The organism is Candidatus Uabimicrobium amorphum, from assembly GCF_009002475.1.
Classification (GTDB): Bacteria; Planctomycetota; Uabimicrobiia; order Uabimicrobiales; family Uabimicrobiaceae; genus Uabimicrobium; species Uabimicrobium amorphum.
Genome location: NZ_AP019860.1, coordinates 6152606 through 6177502, shown reverse-complemented (window position 1 = coordinate 6177502; position 24897 = coordinate 6152606). Strand labels below are relative to the sequence as shown.

The following is a 24897-nucleotide window of genomic DNA, read 5'->3' as shown; positions in this document are numbered from 1 at the left end:
CAATGATAAATTGCAGGTATAAAATCCACATTGTTTCGGCGGGGTATATTATGGCTAGTAGAATATATTTACGGTGTATTGTTATCTTTTTCGCGTTCTCTTGTTTCCTCTGTGCACAGTCAGAAAATTCCGTTTTAGACGAACGACTAAAAAAAATAGTCACACAACTGCAATCTCCCGATGCTCGTGAGCGTTTTTCCGCACTAACCGATCTAGAAACAATGGGACCGACCATTAGAGTAATCCGTCCGCACTTGGAAAAGGCTCTGAAATCGGCGAGGGGACACAGCAGACTAACAATTAACTACGCTATTGGTATTATCAACCAACTAAAAAATGAACCTCCCTCCCAGAAAACAACACACAAAACGCGTTCTATTCCCTCTTTGGTAAGAAAAAACCTTGGCGGTTTAAATATTCTTGGTGTCAGCAGAGATTTCCAACAGCGATTGAATTATCGAAAAAAACACGCCCTAGTGATTGGCATAAACAATTATGATAATTTTACAGATCTCCAAGGTCCAAATTTTGATGCTGCGGCGGTCGCTGGCGTGTTGGATTCGCGCTTTAAGTTTGAAAATGTCGTTTTACTCGTCGATAAAAAACCAACGATCGCGCAGGGGAATGTAAAGTGGCGTATTGCCAAAACCAACGGAAAAAGCACCGTGACAAAAGAAGCGATCAAGGAATGTTTACAAAAACTAGAGAGAGAAGTCGCACCAGGAGATGCACTATTTTTTTACTACGCTGGTCATGGAATTCCTGGTTATATAGTTGTATCTGATAGCCAGAAAAATTCGAGTACAGGTAAACCGACGGAAAAAACAATGATTTCTTTACATCAGATCGCTAAAGATTTGGATTCCTTTAAAGCACGCCATACTCTAATGGTTCTAGACAGTTGTTTTAGTGGCTCTCTACTGGACAATGAATATCGTCCAAACTTTTCACACTTGGCCAATCGCTCTTTTGTCGCTCCTGGTGGCGATAATTTAAGTCGCGTATTTAATCGGCGTGTATTTCAAGTCATTACCGCTGGAACTGGCGATGAAGCCGTGGCGGACAAGTTAGATGAGGTTTCGACTACCTATGCCCAAAAGTTTAAAGATAGCCGTGGTCATTCACCGTTTACGGCAGTTTTTATACAGGCCTTACAGGGACTGGTAGGACGCGCAGATGGAACTATTTTAGCATCGCAACTGGGCTATCATATGACGGACACCCTTGTCAATGACCAGCGCATTGGAGCTTCTCAGGCACCTCGTTATGAAACCTTAGGTGGTGGTGGCGACTTCATGTTTTTCCCAACAGCCCAAAAAGTTCTCAATCCCAAATTGTTGTCAAACTTATATTTGACTAATGAAACTTATCAAGATTTACGTCGTTCCGCCTGTGAAGCATTAGAAAAATTCATTTTGGAACAAAAAAAAGACTTTCAACCACCCTTAGTACAAAATGCCATTCCGCATTTTGTTCACTTGCTCCAAAAAGATGAGCCGGCCATAAAAACTATTTTAAAATTTTTGGCTCACACCGCTCAAAAATATGGAAGCCACAAAAATACAACTAATTTTACTCAGGTGGTAGAACCTGTTGCGAAATTATTGAGAAATGAATTACAAAAAGAAAACAAAGACAAAGAATTAATAGAAAATACCGCCCTAATATTGGGGAATTTATACCTTTATGCCACTCAAAATGCCATTGACCAAACTCAAAACTATGTGAAATATCTAGCAAAGCAGTGGCCCGAAGAAAAGAAAAAAAATATGTTACAGGTATTTATCTCTCCACAGATAGAAGAAAAAGAAAATGAAATACAAAAAAATGCCCGTGAAATAACATCCACAATGACTAAGCAACAACAGATGAAATATTGGAAAAACTTACATGATCAATACTACTGGTTGTATCATAGAGGTTTACCTCTGTTACAAAAATACCAAGAAAAAATAAAAAAGTACGAATTAATAATTCAGAAAGCCGAAGAGGCCTATAAAAGATCAACCTTGCATAACGAAAGTAATCCTTATTACTTTCGGGAACGCGAAAAAAACTATCGTGAATGCGGTACTTATGCTGGCAAAGCGCTTTTTTACATTAAAGATCTAAAAGGACTAGGCTTACTCAAAGAAAAAGCGCGTAATCTCGTACATCTAGCGTTAAGACAAAAAAGAGAAATTTGGTGCTCTTTTCAGCATAACTCCGATTACTATTCAATAACTTTTAGCCCCCATGATGGTATTCTGGCCTTTGCTTTAGATAAAGAAATAGTATTGTATAATTACTTTACAGGCACTGAAATAAGGACATTTAGAGGGCACAGCGCTCGTATAAACTTTGTGACGTTTAGCCCGGACGGTAAAACTCTTGCTTCCGCTTCAGATGACAAAACTGTGAAGCTGTGGGATCTCAATGGGAAAGAAATAACCAATATTACCGGACACGCCAAGAGGGTAAATTCTATTGCGTTTAGCCCCGATGGTAGAACTCTTGTCTCCGCTTCGAACGACAAGACTGTGAAACTGTGGAATACCCGTGGTAAGAACATTGCCAACATTACTGGACACACGGAGAATGTAAATTCTGTTGCCTTTAGTCCTGGTGGCAAGTTTATTGCCTCCGCTTCAGATGACAAAACTGTAAAACTATGGGACATTCATGGTAAGGAGATAGTCAACATTACCGGACACACGGAGAATGTAAATTCTGTTGCGTTTAGCCCTGATGGCAAGTTTATTGCCTCCGCTTCAGATGACAAAACTGTAAAACTATGGGACACTCATGGTAAGGAAATTGTCAACATTACCGGACATACCGAGAGTGTAAATTCTGTTGCGTTTAGCCCTGATGGCAAAACTATTGCTTCCGCTTCCGACAACCACGCACCCAAATTGTGGGAAACAGCAACCGGTAAATTAATTCCATGCATAACAGAGCATGCTTCTGAAACAGAGTTTGTAACCATTTTAGGAGGTTCTACAAAAAACTTTGTAGCATTTAGCCCTGATGGCAAAACGCTTGCAGCCTCTAATAACATATGGAATGTCAACACCGGTAAAAAAATTTCGCAAGTTGTGGGACACAAAGCCCCTACAGAATCCCTGTCATTTAGTCCTGATGGCAAAACTTTAGCGTCGGTATCTGTTGATAACACAATTATAATTTGGGAAGCCAAGACCGGCAGACAAATCGCCAAATATACCCTAAACGGTTTTGCGACACAGGTGTCATTTAACCACAATGGTAAAATTCTTATTTATAGCGAAATCGATTCTGATAATGAAAAATCAACTATCATATTGCAAGATGTTGAAAAAAATAGAAAACTCCAATCCATTGCAATAGATGGTCTTGTTCGTGGTTTAATATTTGGTTCAGATAATAAAAAGCTCATTTATAGTTTACAAAATGGTGAAGTACGATTACACGATATACTAACTAACAAGACAACTGAATTAGCAAAGCATGGCAAGCCAGTTACAGCGATCGCTCTCAGTCCAAACGGACAAATTTTGTGCTCGGCTTCAAAAGATGATGTAATAATACAAAATATTTTCTCTGGCAAAAAGTTAATGCCCCCCGAATTCTTTTCCTCGACAACATCCATAGCATTTAGCCCTAACGGCAAAACACTTGCTTTCTCTTCAAACGATTCGAAAATTCACCTGTGGGATATGGAGTCCAATAGAAAATTGGCTACTTTTGAGAAAAGTATTAGACCTCTTTTATCGGTAGCCTTTTCTCCAGATGGCAAAAGCATTGCGGCGTCCTGGGGTGATCAAATTTTGATATGGGATATTGCTTCTGGTAAACAAACCTTGAATCTTACAGGGCGTACTTCAAAGTTTTTCCGTATAGCATTTAGCCCGGATGGGAAAAATCTAGCCTCTACTTCTGCAGAAGGCGCAGTAAGAGTTTGGGACATAACTACTCCCGAAGAAATAAAAAAAATTACGCCAAAAACAATCAAAAAAGAGGGAGATGCTATTTTCGCGACAGCACTCAGTCCAGATGGCAACATTCTCGCTATAGCAAAAAATTCGTTTGCAGGCTTGTATGCGCATCAAAATAGAGACCAGATTCGAAAGTGGAATTCAGCAATCGAAATTTGGAGTATCGATGAAAAAAAGCAAATATCTACACTAAAGAACCAAGGTCTTATAGGTTCTATCTATTTTACTCCAAGTGGAACAACAGTGAATTATACCTCTCGCTTATTAGAGAGAAAAAGCGAAGAAGAAGTAAGATTAAAAAATACGGTAATAAAGTTATGGAATTTTACCACCAAAAAGTTGGTAACTGGATTGAATCATAAAGAAAGAGGTCCCTCACCTTCAAGGGCTATTGATATGCAGAAGAGAATTCTCGCTATATCCGACTCTTGGAAATATGACGACGCTGGAAAAGTAGAATTATGGGACCTTCTTACCGGTAAGCAGATTTCGGTATTAGAACATCCAAAATCTATTGATCCGATGGCGTTCAGTCCCAATGGTCAATACCTAGCTTGTGCCTCTGGGCAAATGATTTACCTATGGAATTTATCTCTCAAGAAACGCATTTGTCAATTAGCGCATCAAACTTCGGGGATCGGAAAACTTGTCTTCAGTCCTAATAGTGAATATCTTGCTTCTTTTGATACTCCTCCACCGTCAAATGCAAGTATGATGTCTGTTTTTTTTTCAGGAGGCACTTCAAAAGAATTTAATTTGTGGAATATCAAGACCGGAAAAAAAATTGGGCGACTTACAGGTCATTCTTCTGGTATCCAATCGGTTGTATTTCATCCAGATAATACAAAACTTATTTCCTTTGCTGCAAAAGAAGCTATTTTATGGGACACCGGTACAGCTAAAAAAATTGGACGACTTATAGGCCACTCTTCGGAAATCAAATCGGTTGTATTTCATCCAAATAATAAGGCAATTATCTCCAGTGGACTAGATAAAACAGTCAGATTTTGGGATATCACCACGGGAAAACAAATGTTTCAGCTTACACTGCCCGAGAGTATTTACTCGGTGAAACTTCATCCTAAAGAGGATAACATAATATGCGATTCTATGAAAAATATAACATTGTGGCAGTTGAATAAAAATACATCCATTTCAAGACTGAACGCAAATCATTTACTATGGATGAAACAGCACAAATCACTTTCCTCTTTCAAGCTTCTATCCAAGCAACAATTATTTGACACCGCTTTGACAAAAAGCCCACAAAAATTTACTGAAATATTGTTTGGTTTTCGTATCGATGAAAAACTAAAAATAGTACCGTACCAACAAAAATATTTATGGAACTTGAAAAAGCTCGATCCTATAGATTACCCGTGGAGTAGCAAGCCATCTTCTATGAACCAAAAATTGTGGAATGCTTATCTAAATGAAGACTTTTTTGCGATCCAACGACAAGATCTTGAGTACCTGAGTCAATTCACGCGTAAAGAGTATGTCAACACTGTTGCATCTATATACGCTTGGTTGGGGGAAAAAATAGGAGGAAAAAAACACCTCGAGATTTCTGACGATGATACAAAAATGCGCGTTAAACTCCTTCAACATGGGTTTTCGCCAAAAAATGTTGAATCCATACTACAAGAAAAAAAATTCTCCTCGCAACAAATAAACAATTTTACGAACGGTACGCTTCATAAAAAATTATGGCGTTTATACTTGGATGCGCAAATAAACAAAATAGAAACAAAAGACTTATTGTTGCTCTCCTATTCCAAAAAACCATTAGAAATAGATACAGTTGCCAAAATCTACGCGTGTATGGGAAACAAACAAAGAGCAGAAAATTTTGCAGGCAATGCACTAGAAAGTACACCTCAAAGCATAGAGCTATTACGGAAGGAACTTTCTCCTTTACAAGTCGAAAACACGATACGCAAAAAAGTCATTGAAGTTCAAAAAGTAGATCGAGAGCAAAGTTTGCTTTATAGTTTTTTACAAGCAAAAGGATTGAAGCAACAGCAAATAGACACCATGAACACTCCCCAACAATATTTACATCTTTTAGCGTACTATCGACAAATGCGAAAAGCAAAACTTTACAAACAGGTATTTGTAAAAAAAGACTCGAGGGAAATTACGACATTACCCATTAGTAGAAGCACCTTTAGTTCCAACGGGAAAACATTGATTGGCATAAACGACGATGAGAGTTGTATTATGCAATTTGATATCGCAGGTAATTTAATCAAAAAAATAAATATAGAAAATACAAATAACTACTTTGCTTTTTCTCCTGATCACAAATTTGTCGCTATTGCCGACTACAAAAACATAAAATTGATAGATATTCCCTCTGGTAAACTGGTTCACAAATGGAGTAATAAAGTTGAAATCACATGTCTAGCTTTTTCTCGTACTAATAAATACCTTGCCCAAGGTGATATTTCTGGAAGAGTGATCATATGGAAGATGGCAAGCAAAAGGAAAGAACTTATCTTCCGTCAGCACAAAAAAGCTGTTCTTTCTATTGCTTTTGATCCAAACAACGATATATTTTCTTCCGCTTGCGATGGAGGAATCGTATACACATCTAATACCCGTGGACAAATTTTATACAAAGTTACTCACCAACACCCTATACATGAGGTTGTTTTTCATCCCAAGCAGAAGAAAATAGCTTTTATAGACAAAAATGACCAAGCATTTTTTTGGCATTATAGAAGTCGCTCTCGCACAACCCCTACAAAAGCTATAAAGTTTCCCATTTGGAACATCGCGTTTTCACCTGATGGCAAAACGGCGTTGACATCAGAGAAGAACAACTTAAGGCTCTTAACAATGTCAAGAAAGCTCATCAAAAAATCAACTTTAAATTGTAGTGAAATAGAATCTATCGCATATAGTTCCGACCAACACAACTTCATCACTGTCGCAAATGGACATACACTTTTATGGGACAGCATCACCGGTAAGCAACTTCATGCGAGAAATCGTTTGGAGTGGCGAATTTTAGATTTTTATCAAAATAAAATAAGTAAAAAAATGTTAGCAAAAGACTTGGATAAAATGACACCTACTGTACGTGCTAAATTTTACTACTACATGGGTTTGTACTATGTTGTACGGAGTAAAAGTTCGGATGCTAAACGCTACTTTGAAAAATGTCTGGAGCAAAAACGCAACAAGTCTGTGGAAGCTATTCTTGCCGTATCACATTTGAAAAGATTAGAACAGATAGAGAAGCGTAATTATGTACGATTAAAACAATTTTCACCTTTTATGGTTCATCAATTATCCAATGGTTACGTTGGTAAAAAATTACGCGTCCTTTATCTAAAAGGGCAAAAATACCAAATCAATAAAGAAGAACTGGAACTATTATCACAATCATCGAAAAGGCGTGAACGTGACACCGCAGCAACTATATATGCTTGGCTTGGTGATGTAAGAAAATCTCAAAACCTTGCGAAAAAAGCTTTTTCATCGACACCCCAAAAAGTAAACTTACTACTAATGAAGTTTTCACCTCAGCAAATTGAAAATTTACTAGAGGGAGATCTTCATAGAAAATTATACCGCATTTACCTTACAAACAAAAAACAACGACTAAAACCAATAGAGTTAGAACTTCTGTCATGTTCTCCAAAAATTTTGGAACTAGATACCGTTGCAAAAATATATGCTTGGTTAGGTAATAAAAAGCTGGCATACAAATTTGCAAATAAAGCATTATTATCTACCTCTAAAAAAGTAAATGCTCTTTTAGAAGGAACCATTCCAACAAAAGTAGAAAACACCTTTTCGAAGTAACAGCAGTTTTACGTTATTTCGTCAACTGATTTCACCATACCACAACGTAGCTCTTCATAAGAAAAAACGCTCGTGCCCATTGGCCCGAACTAAAGTTGCGTCTTTTCGACACTTTTTTATATACGTAAACTCTCCGTGTACGGAAGATCCAGCGGCGATTAGCCGCTGGAGAAATCATCGCATACAGTATTATCAAAACTCGATTGAAAATCCCCCACTATTTTCCTATTACAAAATACAAAATTTTGTTCTTCAAGCGTCGTATTGAAAAATAAACAAAAAATGCAAATGCGAGAATCAAGGAGAATAGCATGAGTTACAAACTACAAATGGATACCGAGAGAGTCATCACCAACATCCTATCGAAAAGTCTATATAGCAGCGCAGATGTTTTTGTCCGCGAAATCATCCAAAACAATACCGATGCCATTGTCATGCGACAAAGTGCAACAACAGACGACACTCCGCAAGGGCGTATTCACCTTGAGATCATTCCCGGTGAGCTACCAACGCTTATAAATAGCGACAATGGTTGTGGCCTAACAGAAAAAGAGATTCATATGTTTCTCTCTACAATTGGTAGTAGCTCAAAAAGTGACAATGAAGAGGCGATTGGCTGCTTTGGAATTGGCATGTTGTCGTGTTTTCTGATTAGCGACGAAGTGACAATTATTACGCGTTCGGTAAAAACTCCTGATGATGTGCTGAAGTGGCACTGCAAAAAAAATGGAAGCTATACCGTGGAAAAAATTGATAGTGATGTCGAAATTGGCACCAAGATTTTCTTACGCGCTACCGAGGAAAGTAAGCATTTATTTGACTATGAGTATTTACACAAACTCATTTACAAATACGGTAAGTTGCTGCCCTATCCCATTTCCTTGGTGGAAGGAAGACGCAACGAGCGGGTCAATGATGGTAAGGCACCTTGGGAAAAAAACTATGTCAACATCGAAGCCAAAAAGCAAGCGATGATGCAGGAGGGGCAAAACGAGTTTGGTTGTCATTTTCTGGATTGTTTTGAAATCAAAGAAGCGGGTGTGAGTGGTACGGCATACGTTGTGGCTCATGAAGTCAGTGTCAATAGCAAAAGTGACGACCGCATCTATCTGAAAAATATGTTCCTCACACAAAACAGCCAGGATTTGCGCTCGCCATTAGCGCACCCGTTTAAGTTAATTTTAAACTTCAGTGAAATTACTCCCAATGCTTCTCGGGAAACATTTCAAAAAGACAGTAAGTTACGACAAGCGCGTAGCGCACTTGATAATTGCTTTCGCGAGTATCTGGTGAAAACAGCCAAAGAGCAACCACTGCTGATGAAAAAAATCATGGCATGCCACGCACGTTCGCTAAAGTCTTTGGCACTGGAAGACAACGAGTGTTTTCATCTGTTTATCGATTTATTTACCTTCGAAACAACTCTAGGGCAAATGACCTTAGGCGAATATCGCCAACAAAATGCCGCGGTGAAATACACCAACAGTGTGGATTGTTTTCGGCAAATTGCTCCGGTGGCGAGTTCCGAAAAAGAGTGCATCATCAACGCCGGTTACATATACGATGCTGATTTGCTACGCAAATTCCATCAAGAATTCCCACAGGAGTACACAAAATGTGTTGATAGTGAAGATTTCATTCACGATTTAGAAGATATCACTCTAAACGAACGTAGTGACTTTGCAGAATTTATTCGCATTGCTGATTTGGTACTGCAAGAACATAAATGCCGTGCCGAAATCAAAAAATTTAGTCCACATAGTTTAGCAACCATGTACAGCAATGATGAAACAGGTATGGCGATTCGCTTTGTACAAAAATCGAAAGACATTGCCAACGGTCATTGGGGAGAGGTTCTACAACAAATGGAATACAACATGGCACAGGCGACTTATACAGCACAACTGTGCTTTAACTTAAACAACCCGCTGGTGAAAAAATTGGCCACGATCAAAGACCCATGTGTACTAGAAACTGTGGTCAAAGTGCTCTATGTCCAGGCACTACAGATGGGACATCATCCACTGACGAACCGCGAGCTGCAACTACTTGATAATGGGATCTTAACATTGGTGGAGTTGATTGTTAGCGATTGAGACGGAGGCAATGTTTATTGCGTCAACTCCTAGAGAAATATTTTGCTCTGGGAGTTGATGTTATTTCTGTGACACAAGTCGTAAATTTTACATGCGTTTGACCATGTCACTAGGGTTGTTCAAAAACAATAGGAGGAAAAAAATGAAAACGTTAGCAATTCATGCCATCAATGGTTACCAGAAATACATATCGCCCTATAAAGGTTTTTGTTGTGCGCACCGTGTACTACATGGTCTCGACTCTTGTTCTGAATATGCGAAAAAAACTGTCGCGCAAAATGGTGTATACAATTCGATAAAGAAGATCCGTCAAAGGTTTGCGGCGTGTCGTCAGGCAAATATGCTACTTATGGAGGAGAAAAAAAAGTCCACGAAGGACCATATCAGAATGGGTTTGTATGTAATGGATCGAAACTGTGACATGGCGCTTCGCGGCTGTGAGATATTTAATTGCTGTTCCTTTTTGTAGTAGGAGTTATCAGCTAAAGCTTTTCTGAATATAACGTTATAACAAGAGTGATCGTTTTCCCCTACAAAAATAAGGGATTTCCTTAGGAAATTTTCATTGAAATAAAACACGTTTTTTGTTTTTTATAAGATATATAATTAGTTTTATTTTTATATAAAATTTTGGGAGTAGTAAATGAGAAAAGCTATTATCACGATTGTTATACTTAACTTGCTTATTTGTCTCCAAGGGCAAGTGGATTTAGGCAATGGTTGTAAAATTTTTAGTCCGGAAGCCGAAAGAATAAATATTGACGGACGCAAGGTATATATAAGATCAAACTCAGAAAAACCAACCGCTCTTTTCTTAGACAATACAAAGAGAAACTGGGCAATCATGTCACATACCGGTAACTTTTATGTATCAGACATCACAGGCCAAAAAGATATATTTTGTATCAATACCAGCGGTACTGTAGGAATTGGCGCGATTAGATACCCCAACGCACTACCGAAAAGTGAAGCACTATATGTTGAAGGTAATGCTACCATAAAAAATCGTTTACATGTAAAAAGTCACCTCGTTGTTGATGGCGAAGATTCAACAATGGGCCGAATTTTACGTTTAAAAACTACTGATACTGAAGTTTCCGCCCTACATTTAGACACCAAAAAAAGAAATTGGGCAATTATGTCACATACAGGTAGTTTTTACATATCAGATTTAACAGGTAAAAAAGATGTGTTTTGTATCAATACCAATGGTACTGTAGGCATTGGCACGATTAGATACCCAAGTGCACTTCCTAAAGACGATGTACTATATGTTGAGGGTAATGCCACCGTTAAAAATCGCTTAGGAGTAAAACTTATCAATTTTGACAATAGCGACAACCGTTGGCAGTTAGCTCCCGAAGAAGGCGGAACACTAAATTTTTACGTTGCTAAAACAAAATTGACACCTGTAATTTTCAAAGAGGATGGTAGAACATATTTTAGATATAAAATGGGAATCGGCACACACAACCCGAAATCAATGTTGCATATTGGAGCAAGCTATCCCAAAATCACTTTTGGTGAACCTAGTAATGTGTATAAGGACGGTCGATATTCTATCGATGTACCTTACACTGAAAATGATGATGATCGAAAGTTCAGAATAACTATCCCTGGGAAGTATACTTTTCTAGAAATGTCCAAAACTTCTAGCGGAAGTGCTAAAGTCAAAATAAACAGTCATGCATCTTCACTGCTAACGGTCGTAGGAACAACAGACTTGATAGGTAAGCTATATGTAAATCCTGGAAATTCCAGAGAGGTAGCTGTTTTTCGCAGTAACCATGCAGACGGCCCATATGCTAAATTTGGTAACGACACTTATTTTGGGGAATCAAAAGGTATAGGGCTCGTTTCCTCCGGCAATAAATTGCAAGTCGTTTCAAAAATGATCCATTTAAATGGACAAGTTGGTATTGGAACAAGTAATCCTTCTGCCAGATTAGATATAGTAGGTTCAACAAATACAGGAAGTATTTTACATGTAAGTCACCCTGAAATACCAGGTGACATACGATATAAATTGCGGAAGGTTGATGGGATCGTCTCTGAAACCAGAAACGTTATGGATAAAGCAGCTCTATTTAAGGCGAAATTCTCCAGAGGTTATGGAACAGCATTTGCCATTGTCGATGGCGAAGATAAACTAAAATTTTCCATCAGCGATAGCGGAAATATATACGGTAAGCCTTCTTTAGGCTTAACAACATCCGGTGGTGCGTCCATAGGATTATCACAAGGTAAAGTGAATATTAGCGGTTCTCTGATAAACTTAAACGGTTCTGTCAGTGGAGCAAGTAGCATGAGTGCCACTGTCAAATTAAAAAGTTTCGAGATAGATAAAGGTGGCTGGGCAGCCTTCCATGCCAAACCTACCCCAGGAGTAGCATTAGCTGTCAATGGAGCGGTAAACCTCAAGGGCTTTCAGGTGGACAAAGACGGTTGGGCAGCCTTCAATGCAACACCTACCCCAGGGGTAACATTGACCATCAATGGAAGTACAAAAATCAATTACTCGTTGGGTATTGGCTGTAATCCACAGCCCGGATTTTTATTAGCTGCAAAAGGTAAAGTCAAAGCAGAAGAAGTTGAAATTTCAGTGGATGGATGGGCTGATTTTGTATTTGATGACAACTATCAACTAATGCCTCTTGAACAAGTAGAACAACAGATCAAACAACACAAGCATCTCCCAGATATTCCTTCCGAGGCAGAAGTCAAGAAAAATGGCGTTCCTGTAGGCAAAATGCAAACAAAATTATTGCAAAAAATTGAAGAGCTGACACTATACACCATCAATCAGGAAAAGAAAATAAAATCTCAAGAGCAAAAGATGGAGTTGCAAGATAAAAGAATTGAACTGTTAGAAAAACTTGTGAAAAAAATGAGTACAAAGTAATCCTGAAAAATTCCTGAAAAACTCATGAGTTTTTCAGGAATTATACAGTTGGATATAATTAGACACTTCATGTATCACAACTAAAGTAATAGTTGGAAGGAAACAAAAAAATTCAATGTATTAATTTCATTTGAAAGGATTACAATGGCGACACAATTTTTAGCAAAACCATTGATGTTTTTGGTATTGTTTATCACCTTTACCTTCGCACAAGAAGCATCTGATACAAAAATTGAATATAAACCTTTTTCTCTTTCTGATCTCAGTGATGCCACTTACGAAAGTAAGCCAGATGGACTTGCCCTAACAGGAGAACCTGTGGAACGACCTCTCACAGAAGAAGACATAGTGTTTCTTAATGAGTTAGAGAAAGGCTTAAATGAAATAGGCCACAGTCTACGCGATGAACAACAAGTTGTATCTCTCGATGATACCACCGACCAAGATGCTCTCGAAGCGCAAGCAACTGCATTTACTTCCCCACAAAAAGGTTTAGGACTGATGAATCCTGAAGATTCAAAAGTTTTTACCTGGGAATTTGCATCAAAAGAAAAAATCGGTGTTGATAAAATCAAAGTACATTTTGACAACGCGATATCCATGAGAAACCAACCAAATCGTGGATACTTTCTTCTCGACTCCGAGTTAAAAGGGTATCTATGGGGCCGGAACTTTCAGATATTCCATGGAAAAGTTGAAGCAAATTCGGATAACTCTAGTTTTGTATCGTTAAATGCGCACTTGAAAGTTTTAGGAAAAGATCAATTTCCTCCGGTACAAGAATATGTGGAGTTGCCAAAGGTAAAAATAGAAGATCGACTTGACTTATCTTCAAAGATAAACGTTCCCGAAAAAAGTAATTCTTGGGGGGACAAATTTTCCTGGGAAGGATTTCGGGTAACTTCACCACGATTTAGCATACCTATTGTTGGTGCTATCTCGATAGGGGTAGAAGTTGGAGCAGCAGGGGAAGTCGGTCTGGAATACAGCGCTGGTTATACCTTCAGCCTAAGAGAAACTTCATTAAATGCAACAATAACTCCTTATGCCAAATTGGAGGGTTTTGCAAACGTATCCATTGATGCTGTTGTTGCCGAAGCAGGGGTAAGAATTGCTATCACTATTGTAGATGTACGCATTCCTTTAAAAGGGGAAGCGGGAATAAATTTCACCTCCAAGGGAGCAAAATTTTATAGAGAAATCAGTGGTAAAATGACGGTGAGTGCTCTAGGTGGCTATGTACAACCTTATATTGCCACAAAAGCAGTAAAAGCCGGAGGAGTTACCATCATATCATCCAAAGAGACACGCAAAACAATTTTTCGGTTTAAAGGTATCAGTAACAGTTATGATCTTTTTGCCCCAATCGTATTCTCTCAAGACATTCCTTTTGAAGAATTAGCAGATACTTTTGATATTAAGGCCGTAATACCGAAAGTTGTCTTAGATCCCATAACAGGAATGACAAACGTCATGCTTGATAAACCTCTCCAAAAAGGTATCCGCTATAACAAGTACATGGAAAAGAATGAAAAAATGCTATTAACACCAGGTTTTAAAGTCGGGGCTGACGCTAGTTTTTTTGCTTCAGCAAAGCGTTAAAAAATGTATAAAATTTTTATCCTTCTCATATTCCTCCTTGTGTCATCGTTGGCGCAAGGAACTGGTAAATACCATTTTCCTTTATATAAAAAAATGGTATTTACCATTAAAAGCTCCGATATAGGAACTTTCATTAGCGAAAATTTACCACAAAATAACGCTAGTGACAGTCATTTTGAAGTATATTGCAATGGAAACTGGGAAATGACAGTTCTGATGCAGGAAAAAAATTTGACATTACTCGCCTGTTGCCTTAGTGATCATCATATTCGTTTTGTAATTGATGGTCAGAATAATTCTCTAGGAAAAAAATTAATGGCGGTCACCGCTGAGAAGTTTTATTTACTGGTGAACGACACAGGTAAAGTTATAAAAATTTATATAGATCCTAAGTGGAGCAGCCACCAAAAAAATTTTTGTAAACTACTGGTTTGTTACTGGCAATTGATTCTATCAGGAAAAAGTTTTACAACAAAAGAGTGGTCGACAATAGAACAGTGTATCTATGGAAAATACAAAGGCCGCTATATTGCGACCGAAAAGACTACGGATATACACATAAACAAAATGTGGAGCCTTCAAGAATCCCGAAAGGTTCAACAAAACCATTTTATCGCAAAATACAAAGCCGACATCAGTGCTGTATGGTTGAAAAGTCAAAAACGAATGCAGCAACTCAAAGGCAATATAACAAAAAGTAGCTTTTTGAGCGGCAAAAAAACTTCACAAGCCGTTAGTAAATTCCAATTTAATTATACTGAGACTATCCAAGTACCCACAGAGAAAATTCGCCTATTGATTAGCAAGATGAATATGTTACGTAGAAAAGTACGCGACGCTAGCTTACTAAAAAGTGTTTCTATTCGCGAGCAGCAGCAGATTATCCTTGGTAAAGATACTCTACAAACCATCAGTCAAAAAATTTTACTATTTCAAAACGATATAAAAAAATTAAATCGCCTACGACAAAAAATACATGCGTTGTTGAATCTTTCTTCTGAAACAGTAGAGGTACTATCAAAAAAGTTCTTATACAAACCTATCAACGATGATGTTTTTCAATTGATGATTAGCATTTTCATGGAGGTGGGAAGTCTCGAAACGCAAAAAGCCATTGCCAAAGTTCTCGAGATACAAACAACAAACCTTAAACATCTTAGGTTCATTTTACCTGCTTTTGTTTATTTGAAAAAACCAAACACCATTATATTTGAAACACTACAAATTTGTCATAAAAAAATAGAAGACCAAAACACAAAATACATGACAATACTTGCCATAGGCAATATCGGTCAGACTGCAAAACCTAATCTGCAAAAAAAAATAGTAGAGTACCTGAGTAAAAATTTACAACATGCCGTTGATTTAAAAGAGAAATCGATCTTTATTCTTGCTTTGGGTAATGTAGGAACAACCGCCATCTTACCTCATATTACATTTTTTTTAGCACCAGAAACTAATAGAGTTTTGCATACAAACGCATTATGGGCTCTCCGATTTGTTCCTGGTGAAAAAATCAACAAACTCCTCATCCAGCTATTACAAAAGTCTGAAGAGAGTATACAACTCACAATACTGGAAACTTTTGCTTATAGGCATCTAAACGAAGATTTACTTACTTTGCACACGAACATTTATACTAAGACACTATCAGATCACATCAAGGCTCAAGCACTACGAAATCTATCACATTATCTACAAAACGAGCGCGTGCAAAAGTTTTTTGTTTGGGTTAGTGCCCATGAATCAAAACCGGAACTACAGAAGTTCGCTACACACGTATTGGAAGAACTAATATTGTCAAGAAAATAACCTATTAATATTTCATTCACAGTAACATGGAGACGTAATGAAAAAATCATTTTTTGTTATATTGATTGTTCTTGGTGTATTTATATACGCTCAAGAAGTAAATTTAGCTAATGGAATCAAAATTCATAGCCCTAAAGCGGATCATGTTCATATTGATGGACGTATCGTACATATAAAAGCAGAAGGAGCCAAAGTATCATCTTTATTATTGGAAAATAACGACGCTACTTGGTATCTGGAATCAAAATCAGGAAACTTTGGTTTTGGTAATTATCATGTAACACACGACCTTCTAAGCATTAAAAAAAATGGAGACGTGAATATCTCTGGCAGTGTTAAAGTCAATAAAGATGCAACTATCAATGGCAAATTGAATTTAGCTAATGGAGTAAAAATTCATAGTCCTAAAACAGATCATGTTCATATTGATGGACGTATCGTACATATAAAAGCAGAAGGAACCAAAGTATCATCTTTATTATTAGAAAATAACGACGCTACTTGGTATTTGGAATCAAAATCAGGAAACTTTAGTTTTGGTAATTATCATGTAACTCACGATCTTCTGAGCATTCAAAAAAATGGAGATGTAAATATCTCTGGCAGTATTAAAATCAATAAAGATGCTACTATCAATGGTAAATTAAATTTAGCAAGCAGCTTGACTACCTCACAAGCAAATATTAAAGAGCATATCAAATTTGACAAACCAGGAAACAATTGGAGTATTCAACCTGATGGAACAGGTCTCATCTTTAAAGAAAGTAATGATAAAATTCGTTTTGCCATCACAAGGGATGGTAACGTTGGTATAAATCACTCAAATCCTGAGTCTGAACTACACATCAGAGGTGGTCACGGTGGAAGAATTACCTTTGGCAACGCTCCCGACCAATATTCTATTGGCATGACACATCAAAAAAATCTTAATTTTACCGCTCCAGGTAAAAGTACGAACTTCATGGAGTTTTCTGCTGCCAATTCGTCAATTACTATCAACAACGATACTACGATCAATGGTAAATTGAACACTAAAAACGTAACTGTTGCAGAACAACTCGAAGCTACAACAGCTAATGTCACAGGTAGTTTAAATACAGCAGCCTTAGTTTCACCGCACATTAATCTTGAAAAACCAGAAAATAAATGGGGTATTGAACCTGATGAATCCGGCAGTTTGCAATTCCATGACAGAAGAACAAAAAGAACTCCCCTGGTTATTGATAAACTAGGACGTATCGGTGTTGGAATAAATAATCCTCTAGCAGAACTACATTTAGGAGGAGCTGCAACCAAGATTGCAATGGGAAATGGGTATGGTAGATATGCAATCAACATGACTAATGACAAGCTAATGTTCACTGTACCTGGTAAGGGCGTTAACTTCTTAGAGTTTTCAGGAGATAGTAAACAAAATGCAGCAAGTAACTTTTACAGCCTTGTTCAAACTCATGGTAATGATATTCGACTACATACAGATGAATATCATGGAATAGGCGTATATAACAAAGTCAAAACATTTGAGCATTTCGTCAGTAGTGGTCCTGTCGTATATGGAGCCACCGGTGGTGCCCTTGGAACGACAATAAAAGAAAAAAAAGTTGCTTTACAATGGAATGATAAAAATGAAGTTGGTATCAACTGTAAACCACAAAAAGATTTTAATCTAGCCGTAAAAGGAAAGATCAAAGCAGAAGAAATTGAAGTTTCATTGGATGACTGGTCGGACTTTGTTTTCAATGATAACTACCCATTGATGTCGCTAGACGAAGTCGAAAAACAAATCAAGAAAAATAGGCACCTTCCAGACATTCCATCAGAAACTGAAGTCATAAAAAACGGTATCGCTATTGGTAAAATGCAAGCAAAGTTATTGCAAAAAATAGAAGAGCTTACCTTGTATACCATTCAACAAAACAAACAAATTAAGACTCTACAAAAGCAAAACAAGCGAATTCACTCCTTAGAACAAGAAAAAGACAACATGCAGCAACGTTTGCAAAGAATGGAAAAAATGCTAAATAGGTTTATGAGTAAGTAGTCTTAGAACAAGATACAAGATGAGAAATTGTAAGTCATTTTGTATCTTGTTTTAACCACAAAATTTAATCTACGGATCTCAACTTCTAAACGTGCAAAATTAACGAATCGTTACTAAGAATAAGGCTGTATGGTACTCAAACTTTATAACGATAATTATTATAAGCGACCAAACTATATACTCATATCAAATCTTTTAATTTATAAGCATTCAATATGTCAAATAGTAAACGAAAGGAAATACAATATGAAATTGGCAGTATTTAGTATTACGTTGTTGCTATTGATCCCCCTATATGCTGATTACATCGGTCCTAAAAAAACAGTTTTTCGTGATATTCCCGCTCATAAATCTATTGGCAAAACATGGAATTCAAATTTCGGTTCCTCCACAAAAATAATTGCCAAAGAAGAACAGTTTTTTTTTAAAGCCCGTAACAGCATCAAAATTTTACCAAAAACAGTTATAAAAAAGGGAGCTCATTTCAATGCTTCTATTTCTAGAGAGATACCCACCAAACTCTCTTTAACAGGTATAACGGAATTGTATGAAGGTAAACAGGCTAACTATACAGTGAGGGTGTACTTTCCAGGATCTTCCCAAGATGTTACCAACAGTTGCAAGTGGGATGTGTCACACAAAGACTACGCTGAAATCACACCAGATGGAAAGCTTAGGGCAAAAAATGTTCCTCACGATATCGATATTGATGTTGTTGCCCGCCTCCATTACCAGGGTTTTGTGATTGAAATTAATTTACAAGTAAGAATACTTGCACTTGCTATTACAGAACTAAAAATAGACTTAGAAGAACCTTTACGTGAGCAAGGATATGAACTTATTTTAGAGCAACATAGTGACTTTGGACAAGATTTGAATGAAGGCTCAAGGGGAAAAACCATATATCTTGGTATGAAAAAAGAGTATGTGGATCCGAACAAGCGAATTATTGGAATTGCCATTATTGCTGCTGATACTTCCCGTCCCAAATTAGAAAAGGGATATGCCATCAATCGTGCTGGGGATTGCAATATGGAAATTGGTGGAGGATCTGCGCATGTGAATCTATTCTTCAAGCGTGGTTATGGGTACCATCCGATTACAGACATTGCTGTTCTAAGATCACAAGCAACTGACGAAAAACATAGAGATTTTGAAGTAATCCCTTTTGATATCAATTTTGGGTCAGGTTCTGCCACAGAACACTTTGACGGGACAAAAACTAAAAAACACGGAATCCCACTGTATATCGCCATAAAAAATGGTGAAGAAACCATACATTTTGCATATGGAAGTGAAAGTGATTATGGAATTACTCGTTATAGTGACAACATTACTAGGGCTGTAAAGGACGCGGAAAAAGCGTTTGGAGATGTCGAAAAAGCCTACAATAAGGCAAAAACAGCTTTAAATAAAATACAAAAAAAAATAGGGTCTATCGCAGATTATGAAACAAATAAATGGCGTATAAAAGATGAAATCAGAGATGGTGGCTGGCGTGTTGCATGGGGAAGAGAGTTAACCGAAACAGATCTTCTCGAATTCATTGCAACTATCGGTGCCGATTTTTTAGGTGGCGGAGGAGTAGCAACAACAGCAAAGTTGAAAAAACTAGGGTTTGAATCGATAGAAGAACTCACCTCAAGTGTGATAGAAGAGTTCACAGAGTACTTTTCTGAAGAAACAAAAAAATTGATCGATGAAATCACGGGTTACTCTGGAAAAGTAATTGGTATTTTTTTTCAAGCACTCATTGATGGCGACAATCCCAAAAAAGCAGTTGCCGCATTTATGCAAGAAAAAAGTAGAGAAATAGGAGGAATCAGGGTTCATTTTAAAGCGGGTGTTGCTGAATATTCTGGATCAAATAAACTATTCGGCAAGACTATTTCTAAAACATTTTCATGGCAACCTTACATTGCTGTACGCATTGTAAGGGGAAAATAATCACCTTATTAACCTAAGTATTACTTGTTTCCAAGTAGAATTCATTCCTTGAAGACACAATCTGAGTGCAACGTAAAATCGCTTACGCATGATAAGTTTCTAATACTATTAGACTGTTAATTTTATAGTTAACAACTAGATAGTATCAGAAATTTATTATGGCAAAATTAATAATTCGGTTCTGTTCCTGTTTCAACAAAATATAGATTCTCTCCTTGGGTTAGATCCTTCTTTTGACAAGCGCATTCTCATAATCGCCACTTTTACAGTCGTTATATTACTCGTTATTATTCGATATTACAAAAGGGTATTTTTTTTAATTTGGCAATATTTGGTTTAATATATGTTGTTATTTTGAGTGTTAGATTTTTTATTTGTAGAAATTCATTTCTAAAAATATGCAGACAATCCCAGACTGAAAATTCTATTTTTAGCAAAGCATGCATTGATATCGACTTTATCGTTTATGCAAGTAAATATATATTGTTGAATACCAAGAATATGTCTTTGCACAATGCGAGCATACAGAAAGATAAGTTAGTATTAACCGTCGGGACTTCCAACTTCTTTACACAAAAACACGACTTTGAGATCATTATACCAAAAGGAATGGAACAAAAAGCGCTAAATATATTACCTGTGACACGTTCGCTATTTTGTCATTAGAAAACTTGGCCTCATTCAAAATGCAATGAGGCCAAAGTAAAATCTTTTGAGAACCAAATTCTCCGTTCTATTTTCCCATAATTACAATTTTTCAAAGAGGCGAGAATTATGAAAAAAGTTACTGGTTTTATTGTGTTGATTGGACTTATATCTCTTTTCGTAGATAGCTTTCTCTTTAACAAAAGTTTCCATGAAATCACTTATGCGGAATTCCAAGAACTGATCAAGCAAAAAGGTACCGTTGCCAACTGCCATCTTTATGACAAAGAGGTACGCTTTGTTCATGTAAAGCATCATATTGCGTGCGCAAAGTCCGCAACAATTACTGAACAGCAGCGTAAAAAAACAAATGATACCCCACTACGATACTTCGTGCCTATAGAAGGTAAATTGCAGGTAATTGGTTTATTTCGATCTCATGGAATCCACTTTACAGCACACACAAATTGGACAGCAAAATTACATCGGAAATGGAGAAGTCTATATTGTTATTTTTTTAGTGAGTTTTATATGAAACGTAACGCGGCAATGGTTGAACCAAAAGACAAAGTGAAATAAAATACCCCTACGCGTTGCAAAGCCCTCATGAAACACAAAAGTCTATTTGCATTAGTTTTTTATAGCTTCAAGGATGAAGTATCCATAAAGTATTATTGTGTATCTTTATGGAGGCAAAAACAAATGACTTAGAGAATGTACAGTAGGCTATTTTTTTAATAAAAAATAGCCTACTGTATTGTTTGGTTTTAAAATAAAAATGGAATTACTGTTTTATTAGCCCTTTAAATGCGGCCTTGATAACAGTCCCATGTTGAAGTTTGATTGTTTTTTTAGCAGACATCATTACTTTGCCGTTTGAAATTTTACTGTCTCGCTCGACAACCACGCCTTCAAGAATAATGTTCTTAGAGTCAAACGTAATCTGCTTCCGGCTTGCGATGTGTACATTTGGTCCAAGATGGATGGATTCCGAAGCATGCATTTTGCCTGATGTATTGATCACTCCTAATGAAGAACCAGCCGTACGATTTTTTATTACAATGTTAGAGGGGGGATTTTGTAAACGTTTTTTTATCTCATTACCTACAAAATCTATTCCATGAACGGACAACCATTCTTTATATTCTCCGTATTTGTCGTCTGGTATTGCCCCATAACGATTATATTCAATTTGGATGGCTAGATTACCAAACTTTTGTACCAGCTCCTCTCGTAATGCTTTCATACCCTTTGCACTAGCTATTTCATAACCCCATTCAATTTCTTTTTTATCCATAGGAAACCGTCCTATTGTGGCGCGAAAAGTTTTTTTTACAAGAGTTGTATGTGCAAGGCTAATTCCTTCTTTGACTTGTTTCGTAATTTTGTGCCAGATAAGGTCATCTTCGTCTATAATCGTGTGATACGTGTACAAAGGAGCTTTATAATCTTCTCCTATAAGAGAGGGACAATTCATATATCTTGCTTCACCATTAGCGCCTCTTTGAAACTTTCTCTTATAATTAATAACGCCTTCTCCTTTTAACGCTTGTCCCAAAGAAATGCCCCCTGGAATTTGTATTGGAGGACCAGTACAGTGGTCGACAAACTCAATTGCATTTCTTTGATACCAATTATGTATGACTTCTCCCTTAGGCTTTATTCCCAGTCCAAAAGTTATTCCATCGATATCGCCACTTGCTCCAAATACAGGATCAATCGTTGCAACATAGTTTGCCTTCCTTTCCAAATGGTTGGAGAGTATTACTACGGAACGTCCTCCATAACTATGACCAATCAAAGCTACATATACTGGTTTTTTTCCTCGATTCTCCAAGTCTTTTATGGGGTAATCTTTATATCTCTCTGATCCTGGTATTCGCGAATACAAATCACTTATATGTCTCATTGTTGCTGGCGTTCCAAAAGGATCTTCATTTTCTAGGTGTCCAGGATTCCAACTCATTGCAATTGTATTTCTGTAGGGAAGTTCAGGAAATTCATCGCGCAATTCGGTACAGAGATTAAAAATTCCGCCTCCTTTTCCCCTTCCGCCACCTCGCCCCCAGATCCCCATGATTAGAGTATAATTCCATGGACGATCGTTATGCAAAAAAACGGGTTTTTCTTGCGTTTTATCTAAAATATCGGAATGCCAATCAGCCATACATACAATGCTTGTCAGTATAAAAAAGAATAACACATGGATTTTCATAATTACCTCATTTTTTACGTACAACACGAATGGCAACAAATGGTTGCCAGGAAAATGTTTTTGTAACTGTTTGTCCAAATAATTTATTTGAGCCCGAATATTCCGCAACACCAGCTCTTAAATGGATGGTAATGCTTGTATATTCTTTTATTTTACCATCAAAATGCTGACGGATAGCCTCAATGGGATCTTTACCTTTTACTAAAGCACCAAAAAACTTACCAATTACGTCAGAAGCAAGATTTTTAATGTCGTTTTGTAGATCATTGGCGATTTCATTAGCTTGTTGCTGTAGGTAATTTGAGAAAGCTTCAATGGTGTTTTGTGTAATTTTTTCCATAGATTCAATACCAACGGTCTCTAGCTTTGTTAAAGTCGCAGAGCCACCTCCTCCAGAAATGTCCGCTCCTATCGCAATTAAAAGTTCAGCTAAATCTGTTTCGGTAAGCTCTCTCCCCCAAGCCACAGTCCAACGTCCTTTACCCTCTTCATGGTTAAGATTATGGTTATAAATCCGCTCTCTTACATCCCACTTGTTGGTGTCGTAATCAACAGCGGTACTTACCGCCTTGGCAATTTTATCGATTTCTTTGCGTAAAGTTTTCACCTTTGCTTCGGCTTTTTCGAATTCTTTCTTCAGGATAGCAAGTTTTTGATTTAGTGGATGACGCACATCTTTGTGAAAATAATCACCATCGTTTCCGAGAGCACTAGAAATAATTTCGTCGCCACCTCTGACAAAAAGGTATGCTGTATCTCCATGATAAGGATCCTCGTCTTTCTCTACAGTTCGATCTGTCATTCTCTTAGAACCGAAGTTGGTATCTAGTTCTATTCTTGTATAGTCTGGTTCTGAAATGGTTTGCCAATGCGAAGCAATTAAACCATCAATTGGCTTCACACCTCCACGCTTAATATACAAACATACCCTAGCCGTATCATATCCATACTCGTTATTGAAATCGACAACAAACTCATCATACCCTTTTGGAGCAGTAACATGATTTGTTGGAGCTGCGACGAGAGCGATACTTGTAATTCTTCTCTCGGGAGGTAAAAATTCCATTTTATAGCCAAGAGCCTGAAATGGTGTACGGTCTCCAGAGCCACTTGCAAAACCATTTTCTAGACCAAGAACCTTTACATCAATATGACTGTTTCTTTTTGCGTGGGCTACCGCTGCCGCATTTGATGAGTAAGAAAACCCAACCTGTAAGCTTGTAATACCGAGTTTCAGCAATTGTACTTCAAAAGCAACTTCGAAATAGTTACCGTCAAATGAAAAAGCAGCGATAATTTCAATAGTGATGTCACGTGGAATATTAGGACTGACAGCCATTACGCCAGGCACCGCCATGGTCGCGTAATCTTTATGAGAAATAATCCATTTACAAGTTTTTGTAGCATCTTGTTTCGGCTTATCGGGAAAATGAACGTATGCCTTATAAGCAGCGGGCTTTCCTGCATAGACAGCGCTTCGTCCGGTGACAGATATGCTATCAGGAATTTTATCTGAAATAGAACCGTGAAAGGTTTCTCCCTCTTTGAAAGAAGTACCTGGTAACAAACGAATAGTTTTTTGTGCTTTTACTTTTGTTTTGCTATTTTTTAGCATAATATCTACTGTACCATCTGCGATGAGCATAGGGTCGCTAAGTAACGGATCTGGTTTACGTAAAATGTATCTTTCCCCAGAAGTTTTTTTCGATACTGTTTTTATGGGGCCATAGTATGGATACTCGGCGATACAAAACGATGTCAAAAAGACAACGCAAAGTAGTACAAATTTCTTCATTCGTATTTCCTTTTTGATGAAATCCAACAATTAAAGGCAAAGCATGATAAGAATTTAAGGTGTAAACAGT

Annotated in this window: 11 protein-coding genes; 9 read left to right on the top strand and 2 right to left on the bottom strand. The window is 37.4% G+C overall.

Annotation, left to right across the window (positions count from 1 at the left end; translation table 11 throughout):
• The first annotated feature begins 50 nt into the window (after positions 1-50).
• The 9 genes from UABAM_RS22360 to UABAM_RS22320 all read left to right on the top strand — a co-directional run bounded on the left by UABAM_RS22360 (position 51) and on the right by UABAM_RS22320 (position 21396).
• Entirely contained in the window at positions 51-7772 is a 7722-nt protein-coding gene (locus UABAM_RS22360) for a WD40 domain-containing protein (protein ID WP_173013497.1), read from the top strand.
• A gap of 311 nt (positions 7773-8083) precedes the next feature.
• On the top strand, positions 8084-9868 hold the full coding sequence (locus UABAM_RS22355) for an HSP90 family protein (RefSeq protein WP_151970217.1): 1785 nt from the start codon (positions 8084-8086) through the stop codon (positions 9866-9868).
• Positions 9869-10010: 142 nt separating this feature from the next.
• A complete protein-coding gene (yidD, locus tag UABAM_RS22350) occupies positions 10011-10337 on the top strand; it encodes a membrane protein insertion efficiency factor YidD (RefSeq protein ID WP_173013496.1) in 327 nt (108 codons plus the stop codon).
• Between the two features lie 174 nt (positions 10338-10511).
• The gene (locus UABAM_RS22345; protein ID WP_151970215.1) at positions 10512-12770 is read left to right on the top strand and encodes a hypothetical protein; all 2259 of its coding nucleotides are present in this window, start codon (positions 10512-10514) and stop codon (positions 12768-12770) included.
• 144 nt (positions 12771-12914) lie between these two features.
• Complete coding sequence (locus UABAM_RS22340) at positions 12915-14372, top strand: hypothetical protein (RefSeq protein ID WP_151970214.1); 1458 nt, start codon at positions 12915-12917, stop codon at positions 14370-14372.
• A gap of 3 nt (positions 14373-14375) precedes the next feature.
• A complete protein-coding gene (locus UABAM_RS22335) occupies positions 14376-16184 on the top strand; it encodes a hypothetical protein (RefSeq protein ID WP_151970213.1) in 1809 nt (602 codons plus the stop codon).
• Positions 16185-16221: 37 nt separating this feature from the next.
• Positions 16222-18225 carry a prefoldin domain-containing protein gene (locus tag UABAM_RS22330; RefSeq protein WP_151970212.1) on the top strand — a complete coding sequence of 668 codons (2004 nt, stop codon included), beginning with the start codon at positions 16222-16224 and terminating at the stop codon, positions 18223-18225.
• A gap of 246 nt (positions 18226-18471) precedes the next feature.
• Positions 18472-20172 (top strand): hypothetical protein, encoded by a 1701-nt coding sequence (locus UABAM_RS22325; RefSeq protein WP_151970211.1) that lies wholly within the window; start codon positions 18472-18474, stop codon positions 20170-20172.
• A gap of 774 nt (positions 20173-20946) precedes the next feature.
• A complete protein-coding gene (locus UABAM_RS22320) occupies positions 20947-21396 on the top strand; it encodes an ATP-dependent metallopeptidase FtsH/Yme1/Tma family protein (RefSeq protein WP_151970210.1) in 450 nt (149 codons plus the stop codon).
• A 205-nt stretch (positions 21397-21601) separates the two neighbouring features.
• Here UABAM_RS22320 and UABAM_RS22315 read toward each other — a convergent pair whose 3' ends face one another.
• Both UABAM_RS22315 and UABAM_RS22310 read right to left on the bottom strand, forming a co-directional pair.
• Entirely contained in the window at positions 21602-22984 is a 1383-nt protein-coding gene (locus tag UABAM_RS22315; protein WP_151970209.1) for a hypothetical protein, read from the bottom strand.
• A 55-nt stretch (positions 22985-23039) separates the two neighbouring features.
• Complete coding sequence (locus UABAM_RS22310) at positions 23040-24827, bottom strand: hypothetical protein (protein WP_151970208.1); 1788 nt, start codon at positions 24825-24827, stop codon at positions 23040-23042.
• Positions 24828-24897 lie beyond the last annotated feature (70 nt).

Excerpts from the sequence above, each read along its gene's own strand:
- UABAM_RS22360 (WP_173013497.1), top strand. The coding sequence starts at position 51 with ATGGCTAGTAGAATATATTTACGGTGTATTGTTATCTTTTTCGCGTTC.
- UABAM_RS22355 (WP_151970217.1), top strand. The coding sequence starts at position 8,084 with ATGAGTTACAAACTACAAATGGATACCGAGAGAGTCATCACCAACATC.
- yidD (WP_173013496.1), top strand. The coding sequence starts at position 10,011 with ATGAAAACGTTAGCAATTCATGCCATCAATGGTTACCAGAAATACATA.
- UABAM_RS22345 (WP_151970215.1), top strand. The coding sequence starts at position 10,512 with ATGAGAAAAGCTATTATCACGATTGTTATACTTAACTTGCTTATTTGT.
- UABAM_RS22340 (WP_151970214.1), top strand. The coding sequence starts at position 12,915 with ATGGCGACACAATTTTTAGCAAAACCATTGATGTTTTTGGTATTGTTT.
- UABAM_RS22335 (WP_151970213.1), top strand. The coding sequence starts at position 14,376 with ATGTATAAAATTTTTATCCTTCTCATATTCCTCCTTGTGTCATCGTTG.
- UABAM_RS22330 (WP_151970212.1), top strand. The coding sequence starts at position 16,222 with ATGAAAAAATCATTTTTTGTTATATTGATTGTTCTTGGTGTATTTATA.
- UABAM_RS22325 (WP_151970211.1), top strand. The coding sequence starts at position 18,472 with ATGAAATTGGCAGTATTTAGTATTACGTTGTTGCTATTGATCCCCCTA.
- UABAM_RS22320 (WP_151970210.1), top strand. The coding sequence starts at position 20,947 with ATGAAAAAAGTTACTGGTTTTATTGTGTTGATTGGACTTATATCTCTT.
- UABAM_RS22315 (WP_151970209.1), bottom strand. The coding sequence starts at position 22,984 with ATGGCTGATTGGCATTCCGATATTTTAGATAAAACGCAAGAAAAACCC.
- UABAM_RS22310 (WP_151970208.1), bottom strand. The coding sequence starts at position 24,827 with ATGAAGAAATTTGTACTACTTTGCGTTGTCTTTTTGACATCGTTTTGT.